The organism is Streptomyces sp. NBC_00250 (assembly GCF_036192275.1).
In the GTDB taxonomy this organism is placed as follows: Bacteria; Actinomycetota; Actinomycetes; order Streptomycetales; family Streptomycetaceae; genus Streptomyces.
In genome coordinates this window covers 7468629-7493131 of the sequence record NZ_CP108088.1, presented here as the reverse complement: position 1 = coordinate 7493131, position 24503 = coordinate 7468629, and the positions used below count along the sequence as shown (strand labels likewise).

22 protein-coding genes are annotated in these 24503 nt (G+C 71.8%); 7 read left to right on the top strand and 15 right to left on the bottom strand.

All coding sequences use genetic code 11. The features are described 5' to 3' along the window. Positions 1-76: 76 nt before the first annotated feature. Positions 77-1720, bottom strand: a complete 1644-nt coding sequence (locus OG259_RS33990) for an amidohydrolase (RefSeq protein ID WP_328945717.1) — start codon at positions 1718-1720, stop codon at positions 77-79. Between the two features lie 79 nt (positions 1721-1799). Further along, positions 1800-2240, bottom strand: a complete 441-nt coding sequence (locus OG259_RS33985) for an Lrp/AsnC family transcriptional regulator (RefSeq protein ID WP_017242178.1) — start codon at positions 2238-2240, stop codon at positions 1800-1802. A gap of 225 nt (positions 2241-2465) precedes the next feature. On the opposite strand from OG259_RS33985, the gene OG259_RS33980 reads away from it, so the two are divergent. After that, entirely contained in the window at positions 2466-2834 is a 369-nt protein-coding gene (locus OG259_RS33980) for a hypothetical protein (protein ID WP_328945716.1), read from the top strand. A 67-nt stretch (positions 2835-2901) separates the two neighbouring features. Here OG259_RS33980 and OG259_RS33975 read toward each other — a convergent pair whose 3' ends face one another. Continuing rightward, positions 2902-3993 carry a phosphotransferase family protein gene (locus tag OG259_RS33975; RefSeq protein WP_328945715.1) on the bottom strand — a complete coding sequence of 364 codons (1092 nt, stop codon included), beginning with the start codon at positions 3991-3993 and terminating at the stop codon, positions 2902-2904. 100 nt (positions 3994-4093) lie between these two features. After that, complete coding sequence (locus OG259_RS33970) at positions 4094-5230, bottom strand: DUF7064 domain-containing protein (RefSeq protein ID WP_328945714.1); 1137 nt, start codon at positions 5228-5230, stop codon at positions 4094-4096. 284 nt (positions 5231-5514) lie between these two features. Here OG259_RS33970 and OG259_RS33965 point away from each other — a divergent pair, with 284 nt between their 5' ends. Further along, on the top strand, positions 5515-5775 hold the full coding sequence (locus OG259_RS33965) for a hypothetical protein (protein WP_328945713.1): 261 nt from the start codon (positions 5515-5517) through the stop codon (positions 5773-5775). Here OG259_RS33965 and OG259_RS33960 read toward each other — a convergent pair. Then, positions 5738-6937, bottom strand: a complete 1200-nt coding sequence (locus tag OG259_RS33960) for an acyl-CoA dehydrogenase family protein (RefSeq protein WP_328945712.1) — start codon at positions 6935-6937, stop codon at positions 5738-5740. The two genes, OG259_RS33965 and OG259_RS33960, sit on opposite strands and share 38 nt — an antisense overlap. A 143-nt stretch (positions 6938-7080) precedes the next feature. Then, complete coding sequence (locus OG259_RS33955; RefSeq protein WP_328945711.1) at positions 7081-7230, bottom strand: SCO1431 family membrane protein; 150 nt, start codon at positions 7228-7230, stop codon at positions 7081-7083. Between the two features lie 426 nt (positions 7231-7656). Here OG259_RS33955 and OG259_RS33950 point away from each other — a divergent pair, with 426 nt between their 5' ends. Continuing rightward, entirely contained in the window at positions 7657-8070 is a 414-nt protein-coding gene (locus OG259_RS33950) for a peptidase inhibitor family I36 protein (protein WP_328945710.1), read from the top strand. A gap of 86 nt (positions 8071-8156) precedes the next feature. Then, the gene (locus OG259_RS33945; RefSeq protein WP_328945709.1) at positions 8157-9092 is read left to right on the top strand and encodes a hypothetical protein; all 936 of its coding nucleotides are present in this window, start codon (positions 8157-8159) and stop codon (positions 9090-9092) included. Between the two features lie 99 nt (positions 9093-9191). Here the strand turns inward: OG259_RS33945 and OG259_RS33940 are convergent, their stop codons facing one another. The 5 genes from OG259_RS33940 to OG259_RS33920 all read right to left on the bottom strand — a co-directional run bounded on the left by OG259_RS33940 (position 9192) and on the right by OG259_RS33920 (position 13979). After that, a complete protein-coding gene (locus tag OG259_RS33940; RefSeq protein ID WP_328945708.1) occupies positions 9192-10757 on the bottom strand; it encodes an AAA family ATPase in 1566 nt (521 codons plus the stop codon). A 46-nt stretch (positions 10758-10803) separates the two neighbouring features. Further along, complete coding sequence (locus OG259_RS33935) at positions 10804-11376, bottom strand: hypothetical protein (protein WP_328945707.1); 573 nt, start codon at positions 11374-11376, stop codon at positions 10804-10806. Further along, entirely contained in the window at positions 11373-11636 is a 264-nt protein-coding gene (locus OG259_RS33930) for a hypothetical protein (RefSeq protein ID WP_328945706.1), read from the bottom strand. The genes OG259_RS33935 and OG259_RS33930 overlap by 4 nt, the downstream gene beginning before the upstream one ends. Further along, on the bottom strand, positions 11633-13402 hold the full coding sequence (locus OG259_RS33925; RefSeq protein ID WP_328945705.1) for a hypothetical protein: 1770 nt from the start codon (positions 13400-13402) through the stop codon (positions 11633-11635). Before OG259_RS33925 ends, OG259_RS33930 begins: the two co-directional genes overlap by 4 nt. Before the next feature lie 70 nt (positions 13403-13472). Beyond that, a complete protein-coding gene (locus OG259_RS33920; protein WP_328945704.1) occupies positions 13473-13979 on the bottom strand; it encodes a hypothetical protein in 507 nt (168 codons plus the stop codon). 202 nt (positions 13980-14181) lie between these two features. On the opposite strand from OG259_RS33920, the gene OG259_RS33915 reads away from it, so the two are divergent. Beyond that, positions 14182-16071 (top strand): caspase family protein, encoded by a 1890-nt coding sequence (locus OG259_RS33915; protein WP_328945703.1) that lies wholly within the window; start codon positions 14182-14184, stop codon positions 16069-16071. Here the strand turns inward: OG259_RS33915 and OG259_RS33910 are convergent. Genes OG259_RS33910 through OG259_RS33895 form a run of 4 tightly spaced genes read right to left on the bottom strand, consistent with a single transcriptional unit; the run spans position 16052 to position 22681 of the window. Then, entirely contained in the window at positions 16052-20293 is a 4242-nt protein-coding gene (locus OG259_RS33910) for a CHAT domain-containing protein (RefSeq protein ID WP_328945702.1), read from the bottom strand. The two genes, OG259_RS33915 and OG259_RS33910, sit on opposite strands and share 20 nt — an antisense overlap. A gap of 2 nt (positions 20294-20295) precedes the next feature. After that, positions 20296-20949, bottom strand: a complete 654-nt coding sequence (locus OG259_RS33905; RefSeq protein ID WP_328945701.1) for an RES family NAD+ phosphorylase — start codon at positions 20947-20949, stop codon at positions 20296-20298. Between the two features lie 2 nt (positions 20950-20951). Then, positions 20952-21599 (bottom strand): hypothetical protein, encoded by a 648-nt coding sequence (locus tag OG259_RS33900; protein WP_328945700.1) that lies wholly within the window; start codon positions 21597-21599, stop codon positions 20952-20954. Next, on the bottom strand, positions 21596-22681 hold the full coding sequence (locus OG259_RS33895) for a hypothetical protein (protein WP_443052164.1): 1086 nt from the start codon (positions 22679-22681) through the stop codon (positions 21596-21598). The genes OG259_RS33900 and OG259_RS33895 overlap by 4 nt, the downstream gene beginning before the upstream one ends. A 317-nt stretch (positions 22682-22998) precedes the next feature. Between OG259_RS33895 and OG259_RS33890 the strand changes: the two genes are divergently transcribed. Both OG259_RS33890 and OG259_RS33885 read left to right on the top strand, forming a co-directional pair. Continuing rightward, complete coding sequence (locus tag OG259_RS33890; protein WP_328945698.1) at positions 22999-23475, top strand: hypothetical protein; 477 nt, start codon at positions 22999-23001, stop codon at positions 23473-23475. Positions 23476-23882: 407 nt separating this feature from the next. Continuing rightward, entirely contained in the window at positions 23883-24452 is a 570-nt protein-coding gene (locus tag OG259_RS33885; protein WP_328945697.1) for an SMI1/KNR4 family protein, read from the top strand. Positions 24453-24503 lie beyond the last annotated feature (51 nt).

The window sequence follows — 24503 nt, the reverse complement described above, 5'->3', positions numbered from 1 at the left end:
CCAGGCCGGAGGGGAAGATCCGCAGGTCGGGGACAAGCGTACGGAACGAGTGTCCCAGGGGGGATATATCCCTACATCACTCGTTCGGCCGTACGAACACCGTCTGCCCGTGCACGACCGTCCGCAGACAGACGGGAAGATCGACACCGGGGGACAGATCGGGCAGACCGGGCGTTCCGGAGCGCGGGTCGGTGGACCAGCGGGCGACCCGGTCGTCGGGCGCCTGGACGACGAGTTCCTCGGTCCGCCAGACCGCGTAGTCGGCGGGGGCGCCGGGCACCAACGTCCCGGCGTCGTCCCGGCCCACCGCCCGCCAGCCGCCCCGCGTGTGGGCGGTGAAGGCGGCCCGGGCGGAGATCCGGTGCTCGGGGGTGCGGTGGAAGGCGGCGGCCCGGACGGTGCCCCAGGGGTCGAGCGGGGTCACCGGGCTGTCCGAGCCGAAGGCCAGCGGCACTCCGGCGCGCAGCAGCGCCGCGTACGGGTTGAGGGTGCGGGCCCGCCCGACACCGAGCCGGTCGGCGTACATGCCCTCCTCGCCGCCCCAGAGCGCGTCGAAGGCGGGCTGGACCGAGGCGGTGAGGCCGAGCTCGGCGAAGGCGGCGATGGTCTCGGGGGTGAGCATCTCGACGTGCTCGACGCGGTGCCGGGCGGCCCGGATGCGGGCCAGGCCGAGCTTCTCGGCGGCGGCCCTGACGCCTTCGACGACGGCGGTCACGGCGGCGTCCCCGATGGCGTGGAAGCCGGCCTGGAGGCCCGCCTCGGTGCAGGCCACGACGTGGAGGGCGATGGTGGCCGCGTCCAGGTGGGCGGCTCCCGTGTGGCCGACGTCGGCGTGGTCGGCATACGGCTCGTGGAGGCAGGCCGTGTGGGACCCGAGGGAGCCGTCGGCGAACAGGTCGCCGGCCGCGCCGAGGGCGCCGAGGGCGCGGGCCCGCTCGACGTCGAGGTCGGCCCAGTAGCCGACGACCCGGGGTCCGGACTCGTCGCGGGCCAGGTCCAGGAGCCCGGTGAAGTCGTCCTCGGAGGAGATCCGCGGGCCGCCGCACTCGTGCAGGGTGCCGATGCCGAGGGAAGCGGCGCGGCTCCGGGCGGCGCGCTGCGCCTCCGTGCGCTGGCGCGCGGAGACGGCGCCGAAGGCGGCGGCGCGCACGGCGTGGTGGGCGTCGCCGGTGAGCGGCTGCTGTCCGTCGTGGAAGCCGTCCAGGTCGCGGACGCCCGGGACGAGGTCGAGGAGGGCGGTGGTGACGACGGCCGAGTGGACGTCGATGCGGGTCAGGTAGAGCGGACGGCCGCCGGTGAGTCCGTCGAGTTCGGCGCGGCCGAGCGGGCGGCGCTCGGGCCAGCGGGAGGCGTCCCAGCCGTGGCCGATGAGGATGCGGTCCTCGGGGCGGGCGGCGGCGTGGGCGCGGATCAGCTCCGCGGCCTCGGCGAGCGAGGCCGCGGAGGACAGGTCGAGCCCGGTGAGGGCGAACCCGGTGGCGGTGGTGTGGACGTGCGCGTCGACGAACGCCGGGGTGACGAGCGCGCCCTCCAGGTCGACCACCTCGTCCACGCCGGTGGCGAAGGCGTCGGCCGCGCCCTCCGAGCCCACCCAGGCGACGTGCCCGCGCTCCACGACCATGGCGGTGGCGAAGGGATCGGCCGGGCTGTGGACTTCCCCACCGCGCAGCAGCACGGTGCGGTGTTCGGCGGGAGACGCGGGAGGCATGGACTCACTCATGCGACCAGGCTAGGACCTGCCCGGACCCGGTTTGTCCGGCAGGTCCCCCTTGCCGGCCCCGTTCCGTGGGGCCGGGGGGTCAGATGCGCGGCGGCCTGGCCTCGTACGGGGTGGAGAGGACGACGGTGGTGCGGCTGGAGACACCGGCCTGGGAGCGGATGCGGCTGAGCAGGTGCTCCAGCTCCAGGGGGGTGGCGACGCGGACCTTGAGGATGTAGTTCTCGTCACCGGCGACGCTGTGGCAGGCCTCGATCTCCGGGATGTCGGCGAGCCGGTCGGGGGTGTCGTCGGGGGCACTGGGGTCGAAGGGTTTGACCGAGATGAAGGCGGTCAGCGGCAGCCCGACGGCCTCCGGGTCGACCACGGCCGCGTAGCCGCGGATGACTCCGCGCTGCTCCAGACGGCGGACGCGCTGATGCACCGCCGACGTGGACAGGCCGGTGGCCTTGCCCAGGTCGGTGTAGCTCATGCGCCCGTCCTTGACGAGCAATTCTACGATCTGACGATCCAGCTCCTCCATGCGGTGACCCTATTGCTCCCGGAGAGGAGCGGCACCGCCGGGGTCGACCACTATCAGGCGGTATGGGGCATCACGGGGCACCTGCGCCGGGCATGTGACGAACGCCACAGGTTTGCGTCCGCCCTGAGGTGCTGCCACACGGTTATGCGGACGGCCGCATGGGAAGTGCTTGCTGTGGTCGAGGCCGTACAGATCCGGCCGACCCACCCGAGGGGGAGATTCTCCATGCAGGAGCCTGTTGATTCGGTCGACACGCCCGACGAGCTCGACGCGTACGACACCTTTGAGATGTTCCGGGTCATCTGCCCGGAGTGCGTGCAGCCCATCGCGCTGCTCGCGGACGAGGACGTGCTGCCGGAGCACGCGCTCTGCCCGACGCCGTGGAACCCCTTCGTCCTGACGGTCTGCTCGGGTACGGGCCTGTCGGCGAGCGAGGCCCGTCCGGCCGACGACACCCTGGAGGTCCAGGAGCAGGACACCGCGTTGCTCCTGACGCTTCCCCAGGGCCTCGACTGGCGCACGCAGCCCTTCTCGCACGTCGGCGGTCCGGGCTCGCGTCCGATGCGGGTACCGCAGATGCGGCGCGCGGCCTAGGGAAAGGCCCGCCGATCAGGCCGGGCTCGCCGAGTCAATGGCCGGCGGGGCCTCCGGGCCCCTCCGTTCACCAGTAGCTTCCCCGCACCATCGCCGCGAGCGTGGCGTGGTGCAGGATCAGGCCGTCGGGGTCCCCGGGCACCTCGACCTCGCCGAAGTGGGCCTGCCGGTACGCGATCCTGAGCATCACGATGGCGTGCCGCAGCGCCGCGTAGAGGGTGTGGAACTCCATGTCGCGCGGGGTGTGTCCGGTCAGTTCCGCGTAGCGCCGTTCGATCGCGTCGCGCCGCAGGAAGTCCGGCAGCCCGGGCTGGCCGAAGCTCACCGTCAGGTCCTGGAAGAAGCGGTGGAGGTAGACCGTCCAACCGAGGTCCACCTCGCGCGGGACGCAGGCCGCCATCTCCCAGTCGAGGACGGCGGCGGGGGTGAATCCGTCGTAGACGATGTTCCCGATGCGGGCGTCGCCCCAGCCGAGGACGGCCGGGCCCTCGTCGGCCGGCCAGTGCGCCTCCAGCCAGTCGAAGGCCGACTCGATGAGCGGTGAGGGCGCGAGTCCGTCCACCACCCATGCGTAGTACGCGCGCTGGGCGTCGACATGGCGGCGCAGCGGGGTCCCCGCACCGTCCGGCAGCAGGAATTCGGCCTCTTTCGCCGGGAACTGGTCGTGGAGCCGGGCGAGTACGGAGACGGATTCGGCTTCGAGCAGGGCGCGTTCGGCGTCGGTGGCGGCGTGCAGCCAGTTCCCCTCGTACGTGTAGGGCATGACGTCCGGCGGGACGCGGCCCTCGGCGCGGGCCATCACGAAGAAGGGCGCACCGAGTGGCTCGGGGTCCTCTTCGAGCCAGAGCACGCGCGGTACGGGAATGTCGGTGTGCTCGCCGACCAGGTGCATGACCCGGTGCTGGCGGGCCATGTCGTAGACGGGGAAGACGGTGTACGCGGCGGGGTCGGCGGCCAGCCGCAGGGCGCAGCCCCGTACCGGGGCGTCCGGGTGGTCGAGGTCGAAGAGCAGGGTCTCGCTGGACATGCCGTTGGAGCCGGGCACGGCGAGGCCGGTGACCCGGGCGCCGGGCAGGTGCCGGTCGAGCCAGGCGGTGAGCCTGCGCCCCAGCTCCTCGGGGTCGCGGGTGGTGGTGCGGGGGCGGGGCGCAGAGGTCAAGGGGAGCTCCTCGGAGGGCCGTTGACGTAGGAGGGTTCGGCGCACGGGACCGTGGAGGAAGGGAGCCGACGGTCCGCTCGACGCGGAGGGAGAAGGTTCCTCAGCGGGCGGTGGAGGTGTGGTCGGCGAAGCCGCTGGGGTCGTGGCGGCCGAAGGAGCCGTGCTCGAAGATGCCGTAGCCCGTACGGCCGTCGAGGGTGAAGCGGGCCGCGTGGTCGGTGACGCCGTAGGCCGCCATGGGGTGGGCGGCGGGGTCGGAGAGGTCGTACACGCGCCGGTCCGTCCAGCCGCGGCCCTGCCAGGTGCCGTGCTGCCAGTCGGTGGCGGGCGGATAGCCGGCGCCGACGGCCAGCGGGGAGGAGGCGAGGATCTCGACGCCGATCTCCAGGGGCTTGCCGGTCGGATCGGCGAGGTGGACGACGGCCCGTTCGGGGTGACGGCTTCCCGTGCGGTACGTGATCTCGGTGCGGGGCCAGCCGAGTTGGGTGTCGCGGTGGCCGTTCCGGACGAGCAGGGCCTCGTTGAGGGTGCGGTAGCCGTCGGCGTCCTCCTGGGCGATGACCATGAGGAAGCGGTCCTCGAAGCGCATCGGGATCCAGAGCCAGTGGAAGCCCTCGGGCCGGAACTCTGCGGCGCGGCCGGGCTCCTCGCCGGGGATGGGGCGGACTCCCCAGCTGCGGTCGCGGGTGCCGGTCCACTCCCCCGGGGTGACCGCGAACTCCTGGCCGGCGGCCCTGATCGTGCCCTCGCAGTGTCCGGCCTGGACGAAGCGGCGGCCTTCCAGGGTGAGCCGGCCGCCGTGGCGCTGGGTGTGGTGGGGTTCCCAGACGGCGGGGAAGTCGCCGGTCCAGGTGAGGTCGTACGACAGGCCCTCGGGGTCGTCGGGGTCGGCGGCGCAGCGCAGGGAGAGGCGCTTGAGGGGCTCGTCGACGGTGATGGCGAACGGCCCGACGGAGAGGTTCATCCGGTCGTCTCCGAGGGCGTCGGAGGCCCGGACGGCGTGCAGCCGGTCACCGACCCGCAGGGTGGCGTAGGCGTCGACGACGCCGGTGTTGGGGTAGACCCCGAGGCCGGCGATGAGCAGGGCGCGGCCGGTGTGGTCGAAGACATGGAAGATGCACCGGTCGTAGGCGTTGCGGTCGCCGCTGACGTGGTGCTTCATCGAGAGCGGGGCCTGGTGCACGGGGTATTCGTCGAGTGCGACGGGCCGGTCGTCGACGTGCCGGTGCACGGACATGGCTGACCTCCTGGTCGGCGAGCGCTTGTTCCGCGAAGGAACCTGACGGTACGTCAGGTCTGCGTCGGGAGGCCAGAGTCGTGCACCGGGTACCGGACGAACTGCCGCTCGAATCCGTTCGGCGGTGACCACGGCCGCCGGGGCGCGTTGGTCCGGGCATGACCACGCTGTACACGACACCCAGCGGAATCGGTCGGCACCGGCAGGCCGAACCCAGCGTTGAAGAATCGGTTCACCACGCGATGTCGGCGCCGACGTCGGGATCGGCACCGGCACCGGCACCGATGTCCGGCGCCCCCGGCTCCGGCCCCGTGCCCCTGCCCGCGCCCGTCCCCGTGCCCGTTCCGGCGCAGGCACCCGCCCCGGCTCCCCTCCCCGCCGACCCGCCCATCTACAAGGCCGTGCTCTCCCTCTGGGCCAGCCAGGGCCGCACCCTCCCGGGCCACCGCGACCAGGAGTGGGCGCGGCTCGCCGCCGGACCGGTCTGGGCGGACCGCACGGTGCGCGTCAGCGGGATTCTGGTCCGACCAGGTGACGCGCGATGACCACCCGCTGGATCTGATTGGTCCCCTCGACGATCTGGAGCATCTTCGCCTCCCGCAGATACCGCTCCGCGGGGAAGTCCGCCGTGTAGCCGTACCCGCCGAGCACCTGCACCGCGTCCGTCGTGATCCGCATGGCGGCGTCCGTGCAGAACAGCTTGGCCATCGCGGCGATCCGGCCGAAGGGTCGCCCCTCGTCCCGGAGCCGCGCCGCCTCCAGGTACAGCGCCCGGCCCGCCTCGACCCCGGTCGCCATGTCGGCGAGGAGGAAGCGGAGCCCCTGGAAGTCGGCGATCGGCCGGCCGAACTGGCGGCGCTCCTTGGCGTACCCGACGGCCTCGTCCAGGGCCGCCCGGCCGAGCCCGACCGCGCAGGCGGCGATGCCGAGCCGCCCCGAGTCCAGGGCGTCGAGCGCGATCGCGAAGCCCTGCCCCTCGGCACCGAGTCGCCGCTCGTCGGGGACCCTCACCCCGTCGAAGTGGAGCTGCGCGGTGGGAGAGCCCTTCATGCCCATCTTCCGCTCGGGCGGGGCCGCGCTCAGCCCCGGCGCGTCCCCCGGCACCAGGAAGGCGGTGATGCCCCGCGCGCCCGCGTCGCCGGTCCGGGCCATCACCGTGCAGAAGTCGGCGATGCCGCCGTGGGTGATCCACGCCTTGGTGCCGTCGATCACCCAGTCGCCGCCCTCGCCGGAGGAGCCGCCCTCCCCGGGAGACCGGACCGCCCGGGTGCGCAGCGCCGCCGCGTCCGATCCGGCGGAGGGTTCGGAGAGGCAGTACGCGCCGAGGAGACCGCCGCCCAGCATCGCGGGCAGATGGGTGGCGCGCTGCTCCTCGGTGCCGTAGCGGGCGAGCGCGTGGCAGGAGAGGCTGTGGACGCTGACGCCGAGCCCCACGGTGAGCCGGGCCGCGGCGAGCTCCTCCAGGACCTGGAGGTAGACCTCGTACGGCTGACCGCCCCCGCCGTACGCGGGGTCGTAGGGCAGTCCGAGCAGCCCGGAACGGGACAGCAGCGCGAAGAGCTCGCGGGGGAAGTGTCCGGCGGCCTCTTCCTCGGCGGCACGCGGGGCGATCTCCCGCCGGGCGATGTCCCGCGTCAGGGCGAGCAGCTCGCGGGCCTCGTCGGTGGGCAGGCGGCGTTCCACGCCGTCCGGGGTGCTGTCGGCCATGGCCGGGCGCTCCTCCCTGCCGGGCGCGGGCACGGCACGGGCGTGCGGGCCGCGCGCGGGGTCGCGGGGAGTATGCCCGTTCGGGGCGCCGGGATCACGTGGCCGACGGGAGATCACACGGACGCCGGGCCCCGGACCCCCGACTACATGAGGCCGGCCCCTGTGACGAAGACGGCCAGGAGGACGACCAGCGTCCAGCCGAGGACCTGCTCCAGGAGCTCGGCGCCCCGGTCGTCCTTGGGGCCGCCCGTACGGGCACGGAGGAAGAGGCGGGTGGCGGTGGTGGAGGTCATGGCGACCACCTTGCGGTACGGGGGCGGTCCCGGGGTAGAGACGTCGGTCACGTCCCCCGGGGCCGCGCGGTGACGCCGGCCGATGACGAGGGCCGCGAGGGCCTTGCGCCGTGCGGGCCAGGGCGGTCCGGGAGGTACGGGCGGCGGACGCTTCCTGTGCCGGAGACCACTGTCCCGGTCGCGTCGCAGCACTTCATGCGGAGCGAGGTTCTCCGGACCGAAGGGCGTCGCCCGTCTGCCACGAAATGGACCGGCCGCGACCGTTTGGAAAAGGCGGATTTCGGCCAGGGGCATAATTCTTCGACCCCGGCAAGTGAATTTTCGCGATTTGCGTGCACACGCCAAGGAACCTTGACGAGCCAGGATGATCTTTGCCTATCATCCCCTGTCGCTTTCGCGGCACACACAGGGGACCAAGGGGATTCAATGCGCAAGCTCCACATTCTCGGCATAGCCTCCGCCGTGCTCGGCATTACAGCATTCGCAGCACCGGCCCACGCGGCCTCGTACGACGGTGTCTGCAACTCTTCGAGCGGTGGGGAAATCTGTCTCTACCGCGACAAGGATGCGCAAGGGCCCATCTACGACACGCTCTACAGCAAGCCCTCGTACACGGGCACGTACTACGGAACAGGCACTTCGATCAACGACAGCGTGACGTCGATCAAGAACCTGGACCCCGACACCGACGCCATGGTCTTCACCAATGCCAATTACACGGGCGACGATTCGATGATCTGGTCGGGCGCCACGTTCCATGACATGGGCTACGGTTCGCCGTGGATGAACGACTCGATCTCCTCGCACTGCTTCATAAACAACTCGGCCTGCCCGTACTAGAGCACACCGACGCGGCGGATGCCATGGAAGGCTCTTCCATGGCATCCGCCGACGTTTCGTCCACACTCACCAGAGAGTGAATCAAGATGATTCCGCAGCGCCGAGCGGCCGCATTCAGTTCACTTGCCGTACTGGCAGTGCTCGGAATATCCGGCTGCACCGAAGGTGCCGTTCACGCCGGGGAGAAGAGCGGGGCAGGGACCGTGTCCGGCCCGACGCCGACGACCTCCACCACGCACACCTCGCGAACCCTGGAACTGCCGCTCGACTCGTACAAAATGAGCACCAAGGATCGGACGTCCCTCACGTGGGCGCAGTACGTCCTGGCGGAAAAGTGCATGCGGCAGCGCGGAATGAAGTGGCCGGCCCCGCTCACTCCTCGCGGAGAGAATCGCGATCCGAACCAGCGCCGCTACGGCATCAGCGACGCGACCGTCGCAGCCTCGTACGGGTACCAGCTGCCTCCGCCTCCCGGCGTCTCGCGTGCGGAGGAATTCACGTCGGAGCGGCGCGGCAAAGAGCGTCTCAAGACCGTGGACCGCGCCACGATGAACGCCTACACAGGCGAGGGTGGCAGCGGTCCCGGCTGCCAGGACCGGGCGCGCGAGACACTGCACATGCAGTGGATGTTCACGGCCGATCCGGTGTCGGCCGCGTCGCACACCGCTTGGGTCCGCTCGAAGAACGACGGCAGGGTGCGGACGCTGGACAGCGAATGGAGCGCCTGCATGCGGGCCTCCGGGCACACCCAGCCGGATCCCCTTTCCGCGGCCGAATCCTGGGCCGGATCCGGCACGGTCCCGGGAAAGGAGGGACCCCTCCGGGCTCCGAGTGCCGCAGAGGTGTCCATGGCGCGCGCGGATGTGACGTGCAAGGACAAGGTCGACTACATCGAGCGTCGGCAGGCGGTCGAAGCCGGCTACCAGACCGCGGAGATCACCGCCGGTTCGCAGAAACTCAAGGCCTACTGGTCCGCCTTGCAGCGCAGCCTCAGCACGGCGCGTGAGGTCACCCCTCGATGAGGATGCCGTAGTCGTGGTTCCGGGACCACGAGTTGACGCGTCCGACTGCTGCCTGCCCGGCTCGGGGGTCGGGCAGGCAGCAGTGTCTCGTGCCGTCCCTCAGTCCTCCATGAAGACGATGCGCCGCGGCCCGGCGCTGCCGGGTGTCGCCGCCGCCATCGCCGACCGGCCGGCCGGGACGGCCCTCTCCCGTCCCCATGCCCGGATCTCCTCGATCTGCTCCGGGTTGACCCTGCTCAGCGGGACGGTGTTGGCGAAGGTGTCCACGATGAACGAGGGCTTCAGGTTCTCCACGCCGCCGCTCAGGTGCGCCTCCGCGCCCACGTCGTGCAGGGCCGCGGCGATGTCGGAGCCCGCGAAGCCCTCGGACAGGTCGACCAGCCGGTCCAGCTGCTCGGGCTCGGGCCGCCGCTTCAGATAGAGGCCGTGGTACAACTCGATGATCTCCCTGCGGTCCTGGGAGTCGGGCAGGTCGACGAAGAACAGCTCGTCGAACCGGCCCTTGCGCAGCAGCTCGGGCGGCAGGCTGCGGACGTCGTTCGCGGTGGCGACCACGAACGCGCGGGAGTCCGACTCCTGAAGCCAGAAGAGGAACTGGCCGATGATCCGTTGCGGCACGCCCGAACCGTCATCGCGGCCGGCCAGCCCCTTCTCGATCTCGTCGATCCACAGGATGCAGGGGGCCACCCGGTCGGCCATGCCCAGCGCCTCCCGGAAGCGTCCTTCCGACTCGCCCAGGTACTTGCCGTGGATGCTGCCCATGTCCAGCCGGTAGAGCGGCAGCTGCCACTCGTGGGCGATCGCCTTGGCGGACAGCGACTTGCCGCAGCCCGGCACACCGACGAGCAGCACCCCACGGGGCGGCCGCAGCTTCGTGTCGCGCAGGTCCTCGTGCATCAGTCGGTGTTTGCGCTGGAGCCACTCGCGCAGGCTCGTCAGACCGCCGACGGTGTAGTCCTCGTCCTTCAGCTGGACGCGCTCCAGGCCGGTCAGATCGCTGAAGATCCGGTCCTTCGCCTGGGCGAGCCCCAGCACGTCCTCCTGCTCGATGGCGCCCTTGGCGGCCACGGTGGCCATCAGGTTGACCGCCTCCGCCTCGGTGACCCCGCGCAGGAACTCGGCGGCGCGGCGCGTGTCGCTCTCGTCCCATCGGATCGGAATGATCCCCTCGTGGTCGGAGAGGAAGGCCCTGAGGGTCTCGTACGTCTCCTCCGGATGGGGCAGGTCGAGGTGCAGGCTCATGCCGAGCCGCTGCAGACCGCTCCAGATGGGGCTGTCGGTGATGACGACGATGCTGCCCATGTTGTTGCCGGCCAGCCGGGCGAGCTCGGACATGTGCCGGGCGACCGGGGTGTCCGTTTCGAGGTCGGCGGGGTCGACGAAGACGACGGTGGCGTTGGCCCGGCTGGTGAACTGTGCGGCGGCGAAGTCCATCGCACCGGTCAGCGAACGGTCGTCGATGACCGTCGTGTTGGTGCGCAGGTCCCGCAGGCCCGTGGCCCTGGTGTAGATCCAGAAGGGCAGGCTGCTGCGGCGAGGCTGGGTGGCGGCCTCCCTGAGCAGCCGCAGCGCCCGCTCCTGCTCGATGGTGCGCATGCCGATGACCGGCACGCGCGCGGAGATATAGCTGTCGAGGTGCTTCAGACAATCTTCGTAGTTCGACATCGCGGACCTTCGGGACTCGGGAAGGGAACAGAACGTGAAGAGCGGGTCAGTCCCGTAGGACGCGCCGGCGGGGTGCCGCCGCCGGGTCGTAGGACCAAGCGTCCGCGCCCCCCGGGGGCGGCGCCGTCGCGGACGGCTGGGCCAGGACGGCGGTGAGGGCGTTGTCGCGCAGAGTGCGGCGGCGCTCCTCGACCCAGCGGGCCTCGGGTTCCTCGCGGGCCGCCTCCTCCAGGAGTCGCTCCAGCTGTGCCTGGAGCTCGGGGATCTGACGGTCCACCACCTCGGTCAGCCGCTCGCGCAGCCGCTCGGGCAGCCCGTGGTGGCCGGCCAGGTCCCGGATGGACCGCAGCCCGGTGCGGGCCTGGGCCAGCTCCCGGCCGGCCGAGAACTCGTCGGTGGCCGCGTCCACAGCCCGTACGAGCGTGTCGGCCCAGGCCTGCAGCCGGGTGTCCAGGGCCGCGGTGAGGTGCGTGGCGAGGCGGGCCACGGTGGCGCCGTCGTACGCCTCCGCCTCGATCGCGGGCAGCCGTGCCGGGTCCACGGGCTCGAACCCGGCCCAGCGGCGCAGGAACTCCACCCACTCCTCGTACGGGCCTCCGTGCCCCCAGAACCCGCTCATCGGTCGCTGCCGGGGCGGCGTACCAACGTCTCACCGGGGGGCAGCGGCTCCCAGTCGGGCAGGCCTTCGACGACTCGGCGCAGCCGGCTGGTCGCCCGCTCGGTGGCCGCGGGGCGGTGGGAGGCCCACGGCGAGTCGGTGACGGGTCTGCGGACGGTCGGCGGGACCGAGGCGGGCTGCAGTGGGGCCGTGGGCTGCGGGGGCACGGCCGACTGCCCCGGCGGGGTGGCGGGCTGCCGCGGGACGTACGGGGTGCTCACCGGTGGTCCTCCTTGAGTACGGTACGGCCCTCGAACGGCGAGGCGCCGTGGTTGGCGGTGGCGAGTGAGGTGATGAGCTCCCGGCACCGGGCCTCGACGGCGTCGGCCGCCCTGAACTTCTCGTACCAGTCCGTCAGTTCGGCGGCGGCTCCCCGGAGCTGGTGCAGCGAGTCGAGCCGGGCCTGCCCCAGGAGCCTGCCGGCGTTGTCCTGGTGGTTCTGCGCGGCCTTGGCCTGCTTGTCGAGGGCCAGACCCCAGATGCCACCGGTGATCAGGGCGGCGACGAACGCGAAGCCCAGGTCGATCTGGCCGATGACGAGCAGGATGCCGAGGACCACGAGCACGGGAGGCACCAGCTTCTTCACCATCGGGAAGGCGAGCGCGTCGATGAACGGTCTCATGTGCTGGTCCCAGTGACGGGCGAGCGAGGCCTCGTTGTCGGCCAGCGGCTGGGCGAAGGAGCCCTGCCAGGGGGGAAGCTGGAAGGTCTGCGCACCGACGGTGTGCGCCGTGCCGAACACCGCCCGCACGTCCTGGGGGACGGCGCCCCGCGCGTCGCGGGTGAAGCCGGTGTGCGCCTGGAAGAACCACTCGTGACAGGCGGCGACGGCCATCCGCTGGGTGGCGCCGGACGTGCCGATGGCGGCGGGGTTGAGCGCGGCGGCGCTCTGCACCGTCAGGTAGTCCAGGGTCTCCTCGTACGAGGCGGAGTCGGCGTCGGACTCCTTCCGGGCCGAGTCGAGGTCGCCGTCGTGCTCGACGATCTTCTTGTTGAAGGCGAGATCCCGGCGGAGCGGCAGCTCGTCGTTGTCGTACTCCGATACGAGCCGGTCGAGAATGTCGTCGACGGTGTCCTCAAGCCGCCCGGAGAGCTCGGGTTCGCGCTCCAGGATCGCCTGGTACTTGTCGAGCAGGTGCTGATGGGTGCGGGCAGCGGACAGGACGGCGTCGAGTTCCGGCCACTGCGGGGAGACCACCGACAGCCTGGGGAACTCGGCCTTGGCCGAGGGCGCGCGCAGGGACTCGATCTCGTCGCGCCAGCGCTGGACCTGGCGGGCCCGGGTGTCGGTGTCCGCCATCAGCACCTCGCGCCACTCGCGCAGGGTCCGGTCGAGCATCGCGCGCCCCTCGGGGCCGAAGGCGCCCTGCGCGATCGACTCCAGGATGACCGCGAACTCGCGTCCCAGACGGTTCGGGTCCTGTGCGAGGAGGTAGTGCCTGAGCCAGCGGGCGGCCGACTGCCTCCTGTTCTGCCGACGCAGGACGAGCGCGAAGAACAGGGACGTACGGTCCGGGGAGCGGCGGAACGCCTCTTCGACGGCGCGTTCGCACAGCTCCCGGTCGTCGGAGGACCAGGTGGCGAGCGCGACCAGGGCGGGCGCGAGCCAGTAGCGCGGGGTCTGCAGCATCAGCTGGTCGCTCACCGCGTGGAAGCTGTCCTCGGAGACGATGCCGACGTCGAAGGCCTGGAGCGTGCCGACCGCGGTGCGCCGCACCACCTTGTGGTGGCCGAACTCGTGGTCGAGCTCGTCCTGGAGGACGCCGATCCGGGTCTCGGCCCGCTGTACGTTGGCGATGAGCTGGGACTGCTGCATGAAGGCCTGGAAGTCGGCGCGCAGCTGCTGGAGTTCGTCGGTGGTCTGCTGCTGCCTGGCCTCGACGGAGTGGACCTGGCCGGACACCGATCCCACCTGTTCGCTGAGCCGGGCCACGAGGTTGCCCACCTCCCGCACCTTGTTGTGCAGGGCGATGTCCACGTCGACCATTGCGTCGTTCTCCGTTCGGGATAGTCGGGCCGGGGCCCGCACGCTGGTACGTGTGCGGCGGATCGCCCGGTCAGGGGTGTACGACGGTGCCGTCGGTGAGGACGGGGAGGATCAGTCCGCTGTCGTAGATCTCGATGTAGGCGTAGCCGTCCGAGCGCGCCAGCATGCGTGCCTTGGCGAAGGGTTCGGGCATCTGCTCGGCCGGCGAGAAGTGCTGGACGATCACCCGGAAGAGGTTGAGGATGTGGTCGACGTAGGGCGGGCCGAGGAAGCAGCGGGCGACGAAGCCAAGGGGCACGTCACCGTGGGCGCCCGCGTACTCCTCGCGGGCCCAGTCGGCCAACTGCCTGCGCGCGGCCTCGTCGAGACCGGCGTCGAGCCGTCCGACGGCCCCTCGCAGTCCGTCGGACCGGCGTTCGTACAGCTCGCGCGGCGTGCCCCGTCCGCCGGGCGTGGCGGCCGGGCGGACCGCCGGGCCGGTGGTCAGGCGCCGGGACGTGCCGATCCTGCGCGCCTGGCCGGGCGATTCGGTGCCGCCGGACTCCACGACGCGTCGTGGACGCTCGATGTGACCCATGTGTCCCCCGAGATGTGCTGTGTTCTGTCACCGCTGGTCACGAACCCGGCCGTGCCGTCGGCGGAATCGCATGACGCTTCATCAATAGTGGTCCGCGGAGGGCACATTGTGTCGGCGTCGGACAGGGTGCGCCCAGAACACGACCCGTTTCCAGCCGCCCTGAAGGTACGTCGTGCTCCGTGGTGCTGGAACACTCTCCCGTATGGGTTTGATCTACGCACTGCTGGTGGGGATCGACGACTACCCGTCGCGCATCGCTCCGCCGCTTCTCGGCTGTCGCAACGACATCGCGGAGGCCCGTCGTCTCCTGGTGGAGCGGATGTCCGCATCCGGCGAGGCGGTCGTCCGGGTGCTGCTCGACGCCGAGGCCACGCGCGAGTCGATCGAGGACGCCGTCGTGAACCATCTGGGCCGGGCGGGCGCCGGGGACACCGCGCTCTTCTGGTTCTCCGGGCACGGCACGCAGTCCCGTGCGGAGGAGGAGGCCCACCTTCGGATCGAGGCGACGGGCCGGAATCAGGCCCTCGTCTGCGTCGACGGCCCGCTGCTCGACAAGCGGCTCGGCCGGCTCCTCGACGGGGTGGCGGCGGGCGGCGCGCATGTCGCCGCCGTACTGGACTGCTGCTACTCGGGCGGCGCCACGCGCGGGGACGGGCCGACCGCCCGTTACGCGCCGCCCGCCGCGGACTGGGACCTGAGCGGCTCCGACGACGCTCCCCCGGCGGCCCGGGACGTCTCGGCCACCGGCGGGCAGGGCGCGCCCCGCCATGTCCTGCTGGCCGCCGCGCGGCTCGACCAGTACTCGTACGAGGGCGACTACGACGGGCGTCGACACGGCGCCTTCACCCACGCCCTGCTGGGCGCGGTGCGCGCCGCCGGGCCGGCGGCCACCTACCGAGAGCTGCTGTCCGCCGCCGACGCCCGGCTGCGGCGCTCGGGCGGACGGCAGCAGCCGGTGCTGTATCCGGCGGAGCCCGGAGGCCCGGCGGACACGCCGTTCCTCGGGGGGCGCGTGGCCCGGCCCGTGGGCCCGTATCTGCTGCGCCTCGGTGCGCACGGTTGGGAGGTGGACTGCGGCGCTGTCCACGGTCTCGCCGACGGCACGGGGCTCGACGGCACCACGTTCACGGTGGTGCCGGAGAACGGGCCGAGGCCCGGCCTCCCCATGCCCTCCGTCCGGGCCCGCGCGGTGCACGCGGCGCACACCCTCGTGGAGCCCGTCGACTGGGTGCCGTCGCCCACCCGTGTCTACCCGGTGGCGCTCTCCGCCCTGCCGCAGCCGCCGGCCACGGTGTCGCTGATCGCCTCGGGGCCGGGCGAAGGACTGCTCGGCCCGGTCCGGGAGGGCCTCGCCGCCGCCCCGCTGCTGCGGGTGCTCGACGATCCGCGCGAGGCGGCCGACCTCCACTTCCGGGTCGAGGTGGACGGCGGTCTGGCGCACGTACGGCGCCGCGACGGTACGCCGTTCACCGAACCCCTGCCGCTGAGCGGCCCCGGTGACGCCGGGCGGGTGGCCGACTGTCTGACCCATCTGGCGCGCTGGCATCAGATCCGCGATCTCACGCCGGGGCCTTCGCTGTTGGACGGTCTGGTGCGTGTGGAGATCTCGCCCTGGGGCGCTCCGGACGGCGAGACGCTGCCCCCGGACGGCAGCGGCGAGATCGTCTGCCCGTACACCCTCGGCCCCGGCGGGCTCCAGGAGCCGCGGGTCTCCATCCGGCTGCACAACCGCTCCGTCGACCGGACCCTGTGGTGCGCCCTGATCGATCTGACCGACAGCTACGCCAGTCATGCACTGCTCTACCCCGGGCACTTCATCGGCCCCGGCCGCACGGGTCACGCGCTCGACGGCGAGCCGGTGCAGCTGTCCCTGCCGCCGACCCGCCCCGCGGTCCCCGGAGCGAGCGCTCGGGATTGGCTGAAACTTATCGTTGCCGAGAGTGAACTGAACATCGTCCCGTACCAGTTGGACGCCTGGGAACCATGGGCTTCCGGTTCGCGGGTGATGAGCCGCGTGACCGGGCCGACGGGCCGGTGGACGGCCCGTACGATCCAGCTGCGCACGGTGGTGCCTACTGGCCCAGGTGCGTGAAACCCGCCCAGCTGCTCAGATCGCCGGGATCCACCCGCCGGGCCCGCTCGGCGATCAGCGGGGGGAGCCCCGCGGGCAGCTTCCGCGCCGGATCCAGCATCCACAGCTGGGCCCGGCGCAGAGCCTTCGCGGGTGGCTCCCCCTCACGGCGCAGATAGTGGTGCGTCAGGAACATGAGGACCGACGTCGCGTCGTCGGGCACCGGCCACAGCGAGCCGATCACCGAGCGTGCCCCGGCCACCAGGAAGGCTGTGGCGAGGCTGTACGCCTCGTTGTGGCCACGCCCCGACACATGGCTGCGGCAGGCGGCGAGCAGGACCAGGCCGAGCCGTCCCCGGCCGCCGCCGATCGCCTCGGTCAGCTCCTCGGCGGCCAGATCACCGTCGTGCAGCGACAGATAGGCGGTACGCCGGGCATCGCGCGCGATGCCCGCATGGCAGGCGAGATGCAGCAGCCCGCCCTCGTCGGCCCCGGCGTCGGCCAGCCACGACACCACCTCGCGGGGCGTGCCGGGCCCGTCGGCCGTGCCATCCGGCCGCCGCCCGAGGAAGGTGCCCTGCGGGTAGAAGGCCCGCTGTACGGCGTCTGCCTCCTCACCCGCATACTGCAGGCCGCCGGTGGGGTTGCCCACGACGAGCGCGCCGCCCGTGTGCTTCCCGGCGCTGCGGGCCGCCACCTCGCACAACAGCCGCGCCGACGCCGCGTACGAGATCTCCGCCTCCTCCAGGGCGTACCGGCGCCGCCCGTCGGCGTCCTCCCCCCAGGCCGCGTGCCAGGGGACGAGACCCAGCGCCCCCATCGGTACGAACACAAGACGCGGGACACGTCCGGCGGGGGCGTCGAAGGCGTCGAAGAGCGGTCTGACGCCCGCGTACCAGGCCCAGCCGCACAGCCGCTCCAGCTGCCGACGGAGGGGCTCCGCCCTCCGATCCGCGGCTGACGGACCACCGGGTACGGGCCCGAGGTCACGGCCGGATTCCGGCTCGGGCGGCCCGGGCTCGCGGCCGTCCCCCGGCTCGGCCCCGGGGTCCTCACGCCCGGCGCCCGGCTCGGGCGCGTAGTTCTTCAGCGGCGCGGCGTCCTCGGTGAGCCGGGGCAGGGGTACGACGTGGACGTCGCCGCCCGACGTGACGACGACGGCGGAGCCGCCCGCGTCGTCGGAAGCGGGCACCAGGTAGACCAGGGCGTCCTTGCGCAGCGAACGCAGCCCTGTGGCGATCTCGTCGACGGCGGGCGGGTCGAGCAGCCGGTCCTGGAGGCCGTCCGCTCCCGTCGTGAGGGCGGCGAGGACGCGGCGACGCAGCGTGCTGGGCACCGACAGCGGTGTCTGCGCGGCGGACAGCCCGTCGGCGGAAGGCTCGGCGGTGACCCCGGCCGCCCGCCACTCGTCGGCGAGGTCCTGGTGACCGGCCGCGATCAGCCGCTCGGGCACCTCGCGGGAGGTGACGGCGGCGTGCAGGACGAGGCCGCGGCAGGCGTCGAGGGCCTGGACCGCCTCCTCCAGGGCGTTGTCCCGGAGACACCAGGCGGCGACCTCCAGGGCGGTCGAGGTGGCCTGGACGGCGGCCATCGTGGCGTGGTCGGTGCCGGACTGCAACAGCGCGGCCCAGGCGTGACCGCGCAGGGCGTCGAGGCCGATGCGCCGCCCCTTCGCCCGGTCGTCGCGGCGGAGTTCGCCCCGGGTGCGGTAGGCGCGGGCGAGAGCGAGCGCCGCGCCGGCGTACAGGCGGTGCTCGGGGCCTCCCGCCGTGCCGAGCGCGGCCTCCAGGAGGGTGATGCCCTCGGCGAGTCCGCGCGAACGCGCGACCGGGTTGCGCTGCCCGGAGGCGAGCCCGCAGTGCGCGGAGCCGAGGGTGTAGGCGTACCGCAGTCTGCTGTCCGAGCCCTCGTCGACCATGTCATGGGCTTCCCTCATCAGCTCCATGGCCTCGTGGATCGCCCTCGCGTCACCGGTCGACGCGGCACGGTGGTAGCGGGCGATGCCGTTGTCCCCCAGGACCCAGGCCCGGTGGTCCCGGGGCAGCCGGCCCGCGGCGCGTCGCAGCACCGCCAGGGTGGGGCGGCCCACCAGGGGAGGGCCGGGCGGGGCGCCGAGCCGACGGGCGAGATCGTCGCGGGCCATCCGGGCATTCTCGATCGCCGTCCACACTTCGATACGGGAGGGGTCGTCGGGGTCGAAGGAGGCGTGTGCCTCCACCATCCGCGCGATATGGGTGTCCGCCGCACCGAGGTCGCCCAGCTGTGCGGCCCGGTGCGCGGCCAGGCTGGCCTGATGAGCTTCCATGGCCCGCCGCACGTACGGGGAGAGACCCGCGTCGTCGCGCAGGCGCCGCCAGGTCTCCCCGGCGTCCTCGACGTCGTCGGCCGCGCCCAGGGTCTGTCCGCGGTGTTGGGTGGCCATCATCCGGATGAGGTCGATGCTCGTGCCCATGGTTCGAGTCGTGCCGTCCGTGGCCTGCGCCCGGGTGAGGTGCTCCATCACGTCGTCGGTGCCCTTGCTGCCCAGGCCGGTCATCTCCTCCCAGAGCCGTACGTGGGCGATGGTGGCATGCACACGCCGCTGCCACGCCGGATCGTCGTTGTCGGCCTCCAGGACGCAGGTGGTCAGCGCGGCCTTCTGCTCGGCGGTGACGTGCGTGCCGTGGGCGTCGAAGAGCATCAGGTGCGTCAGCAGCGTGACGGCGAACTCGGCGCGCGGTCCCGCCGGTTCCGTGGCGAGCCAGCGTGCGTACGCCGCGTCGAAGACGCCCGTCAGCCGGGAGGGGTTCGAAGTGCCCCGGATGAGGCCGGGGAAGTCGTCGTCGGTCTCGCTGAAGTCGAGGAAGTTCCGCCCCTGGCCCAGGTTTTCGTAGATCCTGCGCCCCATCCGGCCCAGGTCGGCCATGCTCATGCGCGACGGACCGCCGTCCGCGGTCTCGGGCGTGAAGCCGTGCTCCTGCTCCAGCGTGATCCAGGCCCAGCCGCCGATGAGTTGCACCATCTCGCGTACGCCCGTGTCGAGTTCGTCGTCCTGGAGAACCAGGTCGGCCGCCCGGGTGATCTCGTGCAGCCGGTCGGGGTCCGGGTCGTCTTGGTAGCGGCCCTGCTGGAAGGCCGCGAGGAAGAAGGCGGTGGCGTTGACCTTGCCGTCCCTGGCGGGCCGCCACGCCTCGACGGCCCGCCGCATCAGACCGATCGCCCGGTCCTGTCCGGCGGTGTCGCCCCGGGCGCTCGACCGCTCGAACAGGAGCCGCCCGAAGGCGTCGAGATAGTGCGGCGGGAGCCGGTCGACGGCGTCCGGGGCGGCGAGCAGACCGCTCAGCTCCGCCTCCGCCGCGGCGGCGTGGGCCTGATCCTTCCAGTTGGACCAGATCACGGCGCGGATATAGGCGGCGCGGATCTCCGACTCCCAGGCCCAGGAGGGCTGTTCGCCGCTCCGCCCGGCTTCGTGGAGCGCGGCCCCGAGCTCGGCCCGCGCCTCCTCCAGTACGTCCCGGTCCCTGGTGGCCGTCCCCTGGATCATCAGCGCCAGGCCCACGCTGTGGCGTACCAGCGGCAGGTCGCTGGTCGGCAGCGCCGCGTCGAGGACCGCACGGTAGTGCCCGGCCGAGGCGACGGCGTCGTCGAGGTCGCCACCGTCCGAAGCTCGCACGAGATGCAGGTAGCCGAGGGATTCGCGCAGGTCGGTCTCCTCCTCGCTGCCCGGTTCGAGCAGCTGCCGGAACTCGTCGTGGAGCTCCAGCGACTCGGCGAGAAGCTCGGCCCGACGGCGGCCGCCGTCTCCCTGCTCCGGCAGGCTCATCACGCGGGCCTTGGAGCCGTTCGCCAGGAGGTGCCGGCCAAGGGCCCGCTCCTGGTCGTACTCCTCGTCCGCAGGAAGCTCCGCGAGCCCCTCGCAGACAAGGTCCAGAGCCTCCTCCAGGCGCTCGGGGTCCTCGCCCTCGTCGTACTGGCAGGCGCGTACGTACGCGTACCGGATGCGCCAGGCGTGCCACGGGCCGAGGTCCCCGGGCGGACGATAGGCCCGGTCGAAGGCGTCGAACGCCAACTGGAAGGCCTCGGCGGCCAGTTCCAGATCATCCTGCCGGCTCAGGCGCGCGAAGAGCACGGCGCTGAGCGCGCCGACGTGCGCGCAGAGCTCCGGCGCCTCGGGGTCGTCGGGTGCCGTCCGGGCAAGTACGTCGAGGAGCTCGTCCCGTTCGGCCCGCAGTTCGTCGTCGCTGGGTTCCGGCTGTCCGGTCATGTTCAGGTCGCGAGCCTCACGTGGTACGGCTGGAGTACGGAGTTGAGCCATTCCTCGCCCTCGGGCGTGCCGAAGTCCACGGACCCGTCCGGGACGGCCTCCAGGGCCGTGGGCGGGCAGCGGTCCCCGAAGAGGAGGACGGTACGGTCGCCAGGCTCCCGTTTGGACGACCAGATCAGGCCCTGTGCCCAGGGCTCGGTGTGCCGCCGGATCCAGTGCGCCCAGTCCCGGGTGTAGGCGTAGTCGTGCGCCTCGGTGTGGACGAGCCAGCTGTCCTGGTGCACGGCGGCCAGGTCGCGGGCGGAGACCAGGGGGACGATGTCCAGGTCGGCGGCGAGCCGGAGCCGGGACAGCTTGCGCCGGGCGACGCTCACCCGCGGCAGCAGCCGGGGACCGCCCGCGGGGTCGAACGGCAGCGAACGCAGCAGGGTCTCGCAGAGCGCGGCCTCGGCGCCGAGACCCGCGTACAGATAGCCGTACGGGTCGCATGCGGTGCCGTCGAACCGGCCGCCGCCGTACAGGCAGTGCGACGGCACCGGATTGAAGGCGGTGGCCTCACGGTGGGCCGCGTGGACACGGTAAAGGGCGGTGCCCCGCGGCAGGGTGACCTTGCCCGGGGATCCGGTCATCCGGGAGGGCGGCCGGTAGTGGGGCATGGCTACTCCCCCTCCATCAGCAGCAGGGCCACGTCGGCCAGTTGGCGCTCCCTGGGGCCCCCGAGGAGCTCGGCGGGCGTGGCGCCAAGCCAGGCGTTCGCGGACAGCCACCAGTCGGCGGCGCCCCACGGGTCACGGTCGGCCTCCAGGAGCCGGTTCACCTCGAGAACGGCCATCCAGGGCAGGCTGCCCTCGGAGAACTGGAACCGGGGCAGCCGAAGCACTCCCCCGGCGCCCCGCAGCCGGATCAGCTCGGGCGCGTACGGGTCGCCGCCGCGGCGCAGCACGGTGTCGGCGTTCAGCGCGGGCGCCGCGAGCAGTCTCTCGCGTACCGGCCCGAGGACCGGTCCGACCATGCGGTGCCCGTCGAGGAGCAGGACCGCGAGGTCCTCCATGCGGAAACCCAGGTAGGCGTCGTCGAGGACATCGGCGGAGAGCCGCGCCTGTGCCACGGCGCCGAACTCGTCCGGCAGGCCCTCCAGCAGGACCTGGGCGGCGGCTTCGACCGCGGTCCCGCGCCCCTCCTCGTCCTTCGCCCGGCGCACGGCGTCGAGTCGTCCGGCCAGGCGCTCGCGGAGCGGGCTGCCGAGGCGGTCGGCGACGTGTTCCCAGCGGGCCGCCGCGGCAGCGAGCACGGCGTACGGATTCATGCTGTCCCCCGGTCGTGGTCGGTCGTGTCGGCGAGTGGCGCGAGCATCCTCTCGATGAAGTCCGCGCGGGCGTGGGCGCGTACGACGAAGTGGATCTGCCAGTCGCGGCGCCGGGCGAGCTCGGCCTCCACGGCGGGCCAGAGGGCACCGAAACTCTCCAGCGGAGTGAGACCTCCCCGTCCGGCGCCGAGCAGCGGGAGACACACGGAGGTGAGGGGCGGGTCGTGCCGGGCGGACTCCTCGGCGAGCAGGGCGAAGGCGCGGGCCACGCCTCGGGTGACGTCGGCCGGCAGGACGTCGTAGTCGTTGGTACCGGGGCGGGGCTGGGCGACGGCCACGTGGTAGATCCGCCGTACCCCCTGGCCGGCGAGGGCTCCCGCCGAGGTGACGGCGACGGTGCCCGGAAGGGCCGCCCGGCCTTCTGTTCCCTGCCGGGCGGCCCATTCCCGTAACTCGTCGTGGAGGTGGTCCGCGACGAGTACCCCCGTGGGATCGAGGCGTGCCGCGGCGCGCCGCAGCGTCGCGGCGACGGACGACTTGTAGGCGGCGGGCAGCACGAAGTACGTGTTGGAGGGCGAGAGGACGACGTCGACGTCACGCAGCAGGTCCACCGAGTGGACGTGGATCCGCACGGTCGCGGGATCCGGCCGCCCGTGGATCCGCAACCGGAGGGCACGGTGTACAGGCGGCAGCGGGGCGGCGTCGTCCGACGGGTCCGCGGTGACGTCGGCCGGTTGCCGACCGGCGAGGACGATGATCTGCTCCGTGATCTGCCCCAGGACCATCAGCTCCTGGTTCTTGCGGAACCTCTCCACGCTGACGCCGTAGACCTGCGCCGCCCTTCGACGCCGGTCGGAGGCCGGCCAGTCGCGCGTGCCCTGCGCGAGGCCGAGGCTGTACTGGGCGGCGGTCTGGAGGCTGCCGCCGCCGATGCGGGAGACCGCCATCCGTAACAGCCGTTCAATGCCCACGACGGCTGTCAGCTCGCCCGTCGCGTCCGGTGCCGCGGCCAAGTCCTGTGCGATGAGGGAGAGTTCCGGAAGTCTCAGCTCTCGCAGTCTGACGAGACCGGCTCGCCTCACCTGTCTCACCTCCGCAAGGACCGATCCGTGTCTTGATGGGAGGGAGTGGGCTGGCATGGCGGCAAGGATCGCACCGCGCCCGCCGGGGTCACAAGCCAGGCTCCCCTGTCCATTGCACCGGACCCACCGGTCGGAGACCGGCCGGTTCCGGGTCGGAATCGGGTCGGAACGGAGACGGCCGCCGCCGCGTCGTACTGCGGCGGAGTCAAGAAGATCAGCTCAGGTTCCGGTTCGGTCGGGTTCGATCGAGGACGCTGGACCTGCACGCGAAGCTCGGCGAGCCCGAGATCAAGAGCACGCCGAGGGGCGACATCGAGGTGTGGCAGCTGTCCGACGATCCGAAGGCGACCGTCACGTACCGGTCGTTCAGCAAATCCGGTGGAACAACCATCGACTACAACGGTGTGGACGGTCCGGACATGAAGCGAATCCACATTCCGCAACACGGAGAAAACCGAGTGGTGGTGAACCAGGACGCATACCGAAGCGAGCTGGAGTACCTGACACGGTACGCGCACGACGACTGGATCGGCTTCTCGGTCGTCAGCGGTTCCGTGGGCAGCCTTCTCGGGCGCGGCGCCTCGTTCCAGGAGCAGCTGACTCTCCTGCTGCGCATCATCGGCGACCTGTACGACGCCGGAGTGCGGGCCGGCGAACTGACGGAGTCGGCGGCAGAGCCCTTCCTGCCGTGGCCCCTGGAGAAGGCCGACGCCCTCGGGCGGATCGCAGCGGAGGTGCGACACCTGTCCCAGTTGCCCGATTCCGGTGACATCTGTTGGTTCATGGTGCCGTGATGCCGCGAACGCCCCCGGGGGGAAGCTGCCTACCCGGCATGTCAGTCGGATGCGTGGCCGGTCCCGACCGATTGTCAGGTGCCCACCATCACCGTCGCGCAATTCGCTCCCCATTACGACGAGACCCATGCCCGTGGTCGGCTGGGCATCGGCTGTCCCATGGCGATCGCTGCGACCACACTCGTACCTGAGCCACGAGCAGTGACCGGCAAAGCCCAGTTCGACGCGGTGATGTCGGCCCAGGACCGGAACAGGCCGCACGGCAGCGGGGGCCAGCGGCGCAAACCGCGGAGAGCGTAGGCTCCAGCAGCCCGAGGGCGCTTCGACCGGCCCGCCGTGCCATCCGGCTACAGTGGGTGAGCCCGTTGAGTGGCATAGCGAATCCGTGCAGAGAGGGGCAGCGGGGAATGAGTGTGGTGGAGAGCTGGTCCCGCGTGATGAGTCTTCTTCGGGAGTGCGCCCCGGCCGATCACGCGGATCTGCCCGGTCCGGCCACGGAACAGATGATCGCGGCCGCCGAGGAGCGGATGGGAATCTCCTTTCCCCAAGACCTGCGGGCGTGGCTGCTTCTGAACAATCTGGATCTTCCTGAGGAAGACTTCGACGACGACGTGGCATGTTGCGGCTTCGACGGGTTCCCGGACGAGGGAATCTTCTTTCTGGGCATCCGGGCAATGGAGAAACTCCACGCGAACCGGTACATGCCCGGTGGATTCGATCCTCCGGACCAGCCGGAAAATCCGTTCTGGCGTAATGAGTGGATCCCGTTCCTGTCAAGCCAGGACGGCTGGAGAGGAAAGTTCATTGATGCGCGGGACGGGCGTGTCGGGCGCTGGTTCGTGGGTGCCCCTACGGTCACAGGCGAGTACGAATCCATGGCCCAGTATTTCGACTCCGTAGCGGAGATACTGACAAGTATCGCCGACGGAGACAATCCGATCTGCAAGGTCGCCGAAGGGCGCCTCGTCTGGTCGTGAAGCTGACCTATGAGAAAAATGCCCCCCGAGCTCACGGGGGGCATTTTTTGT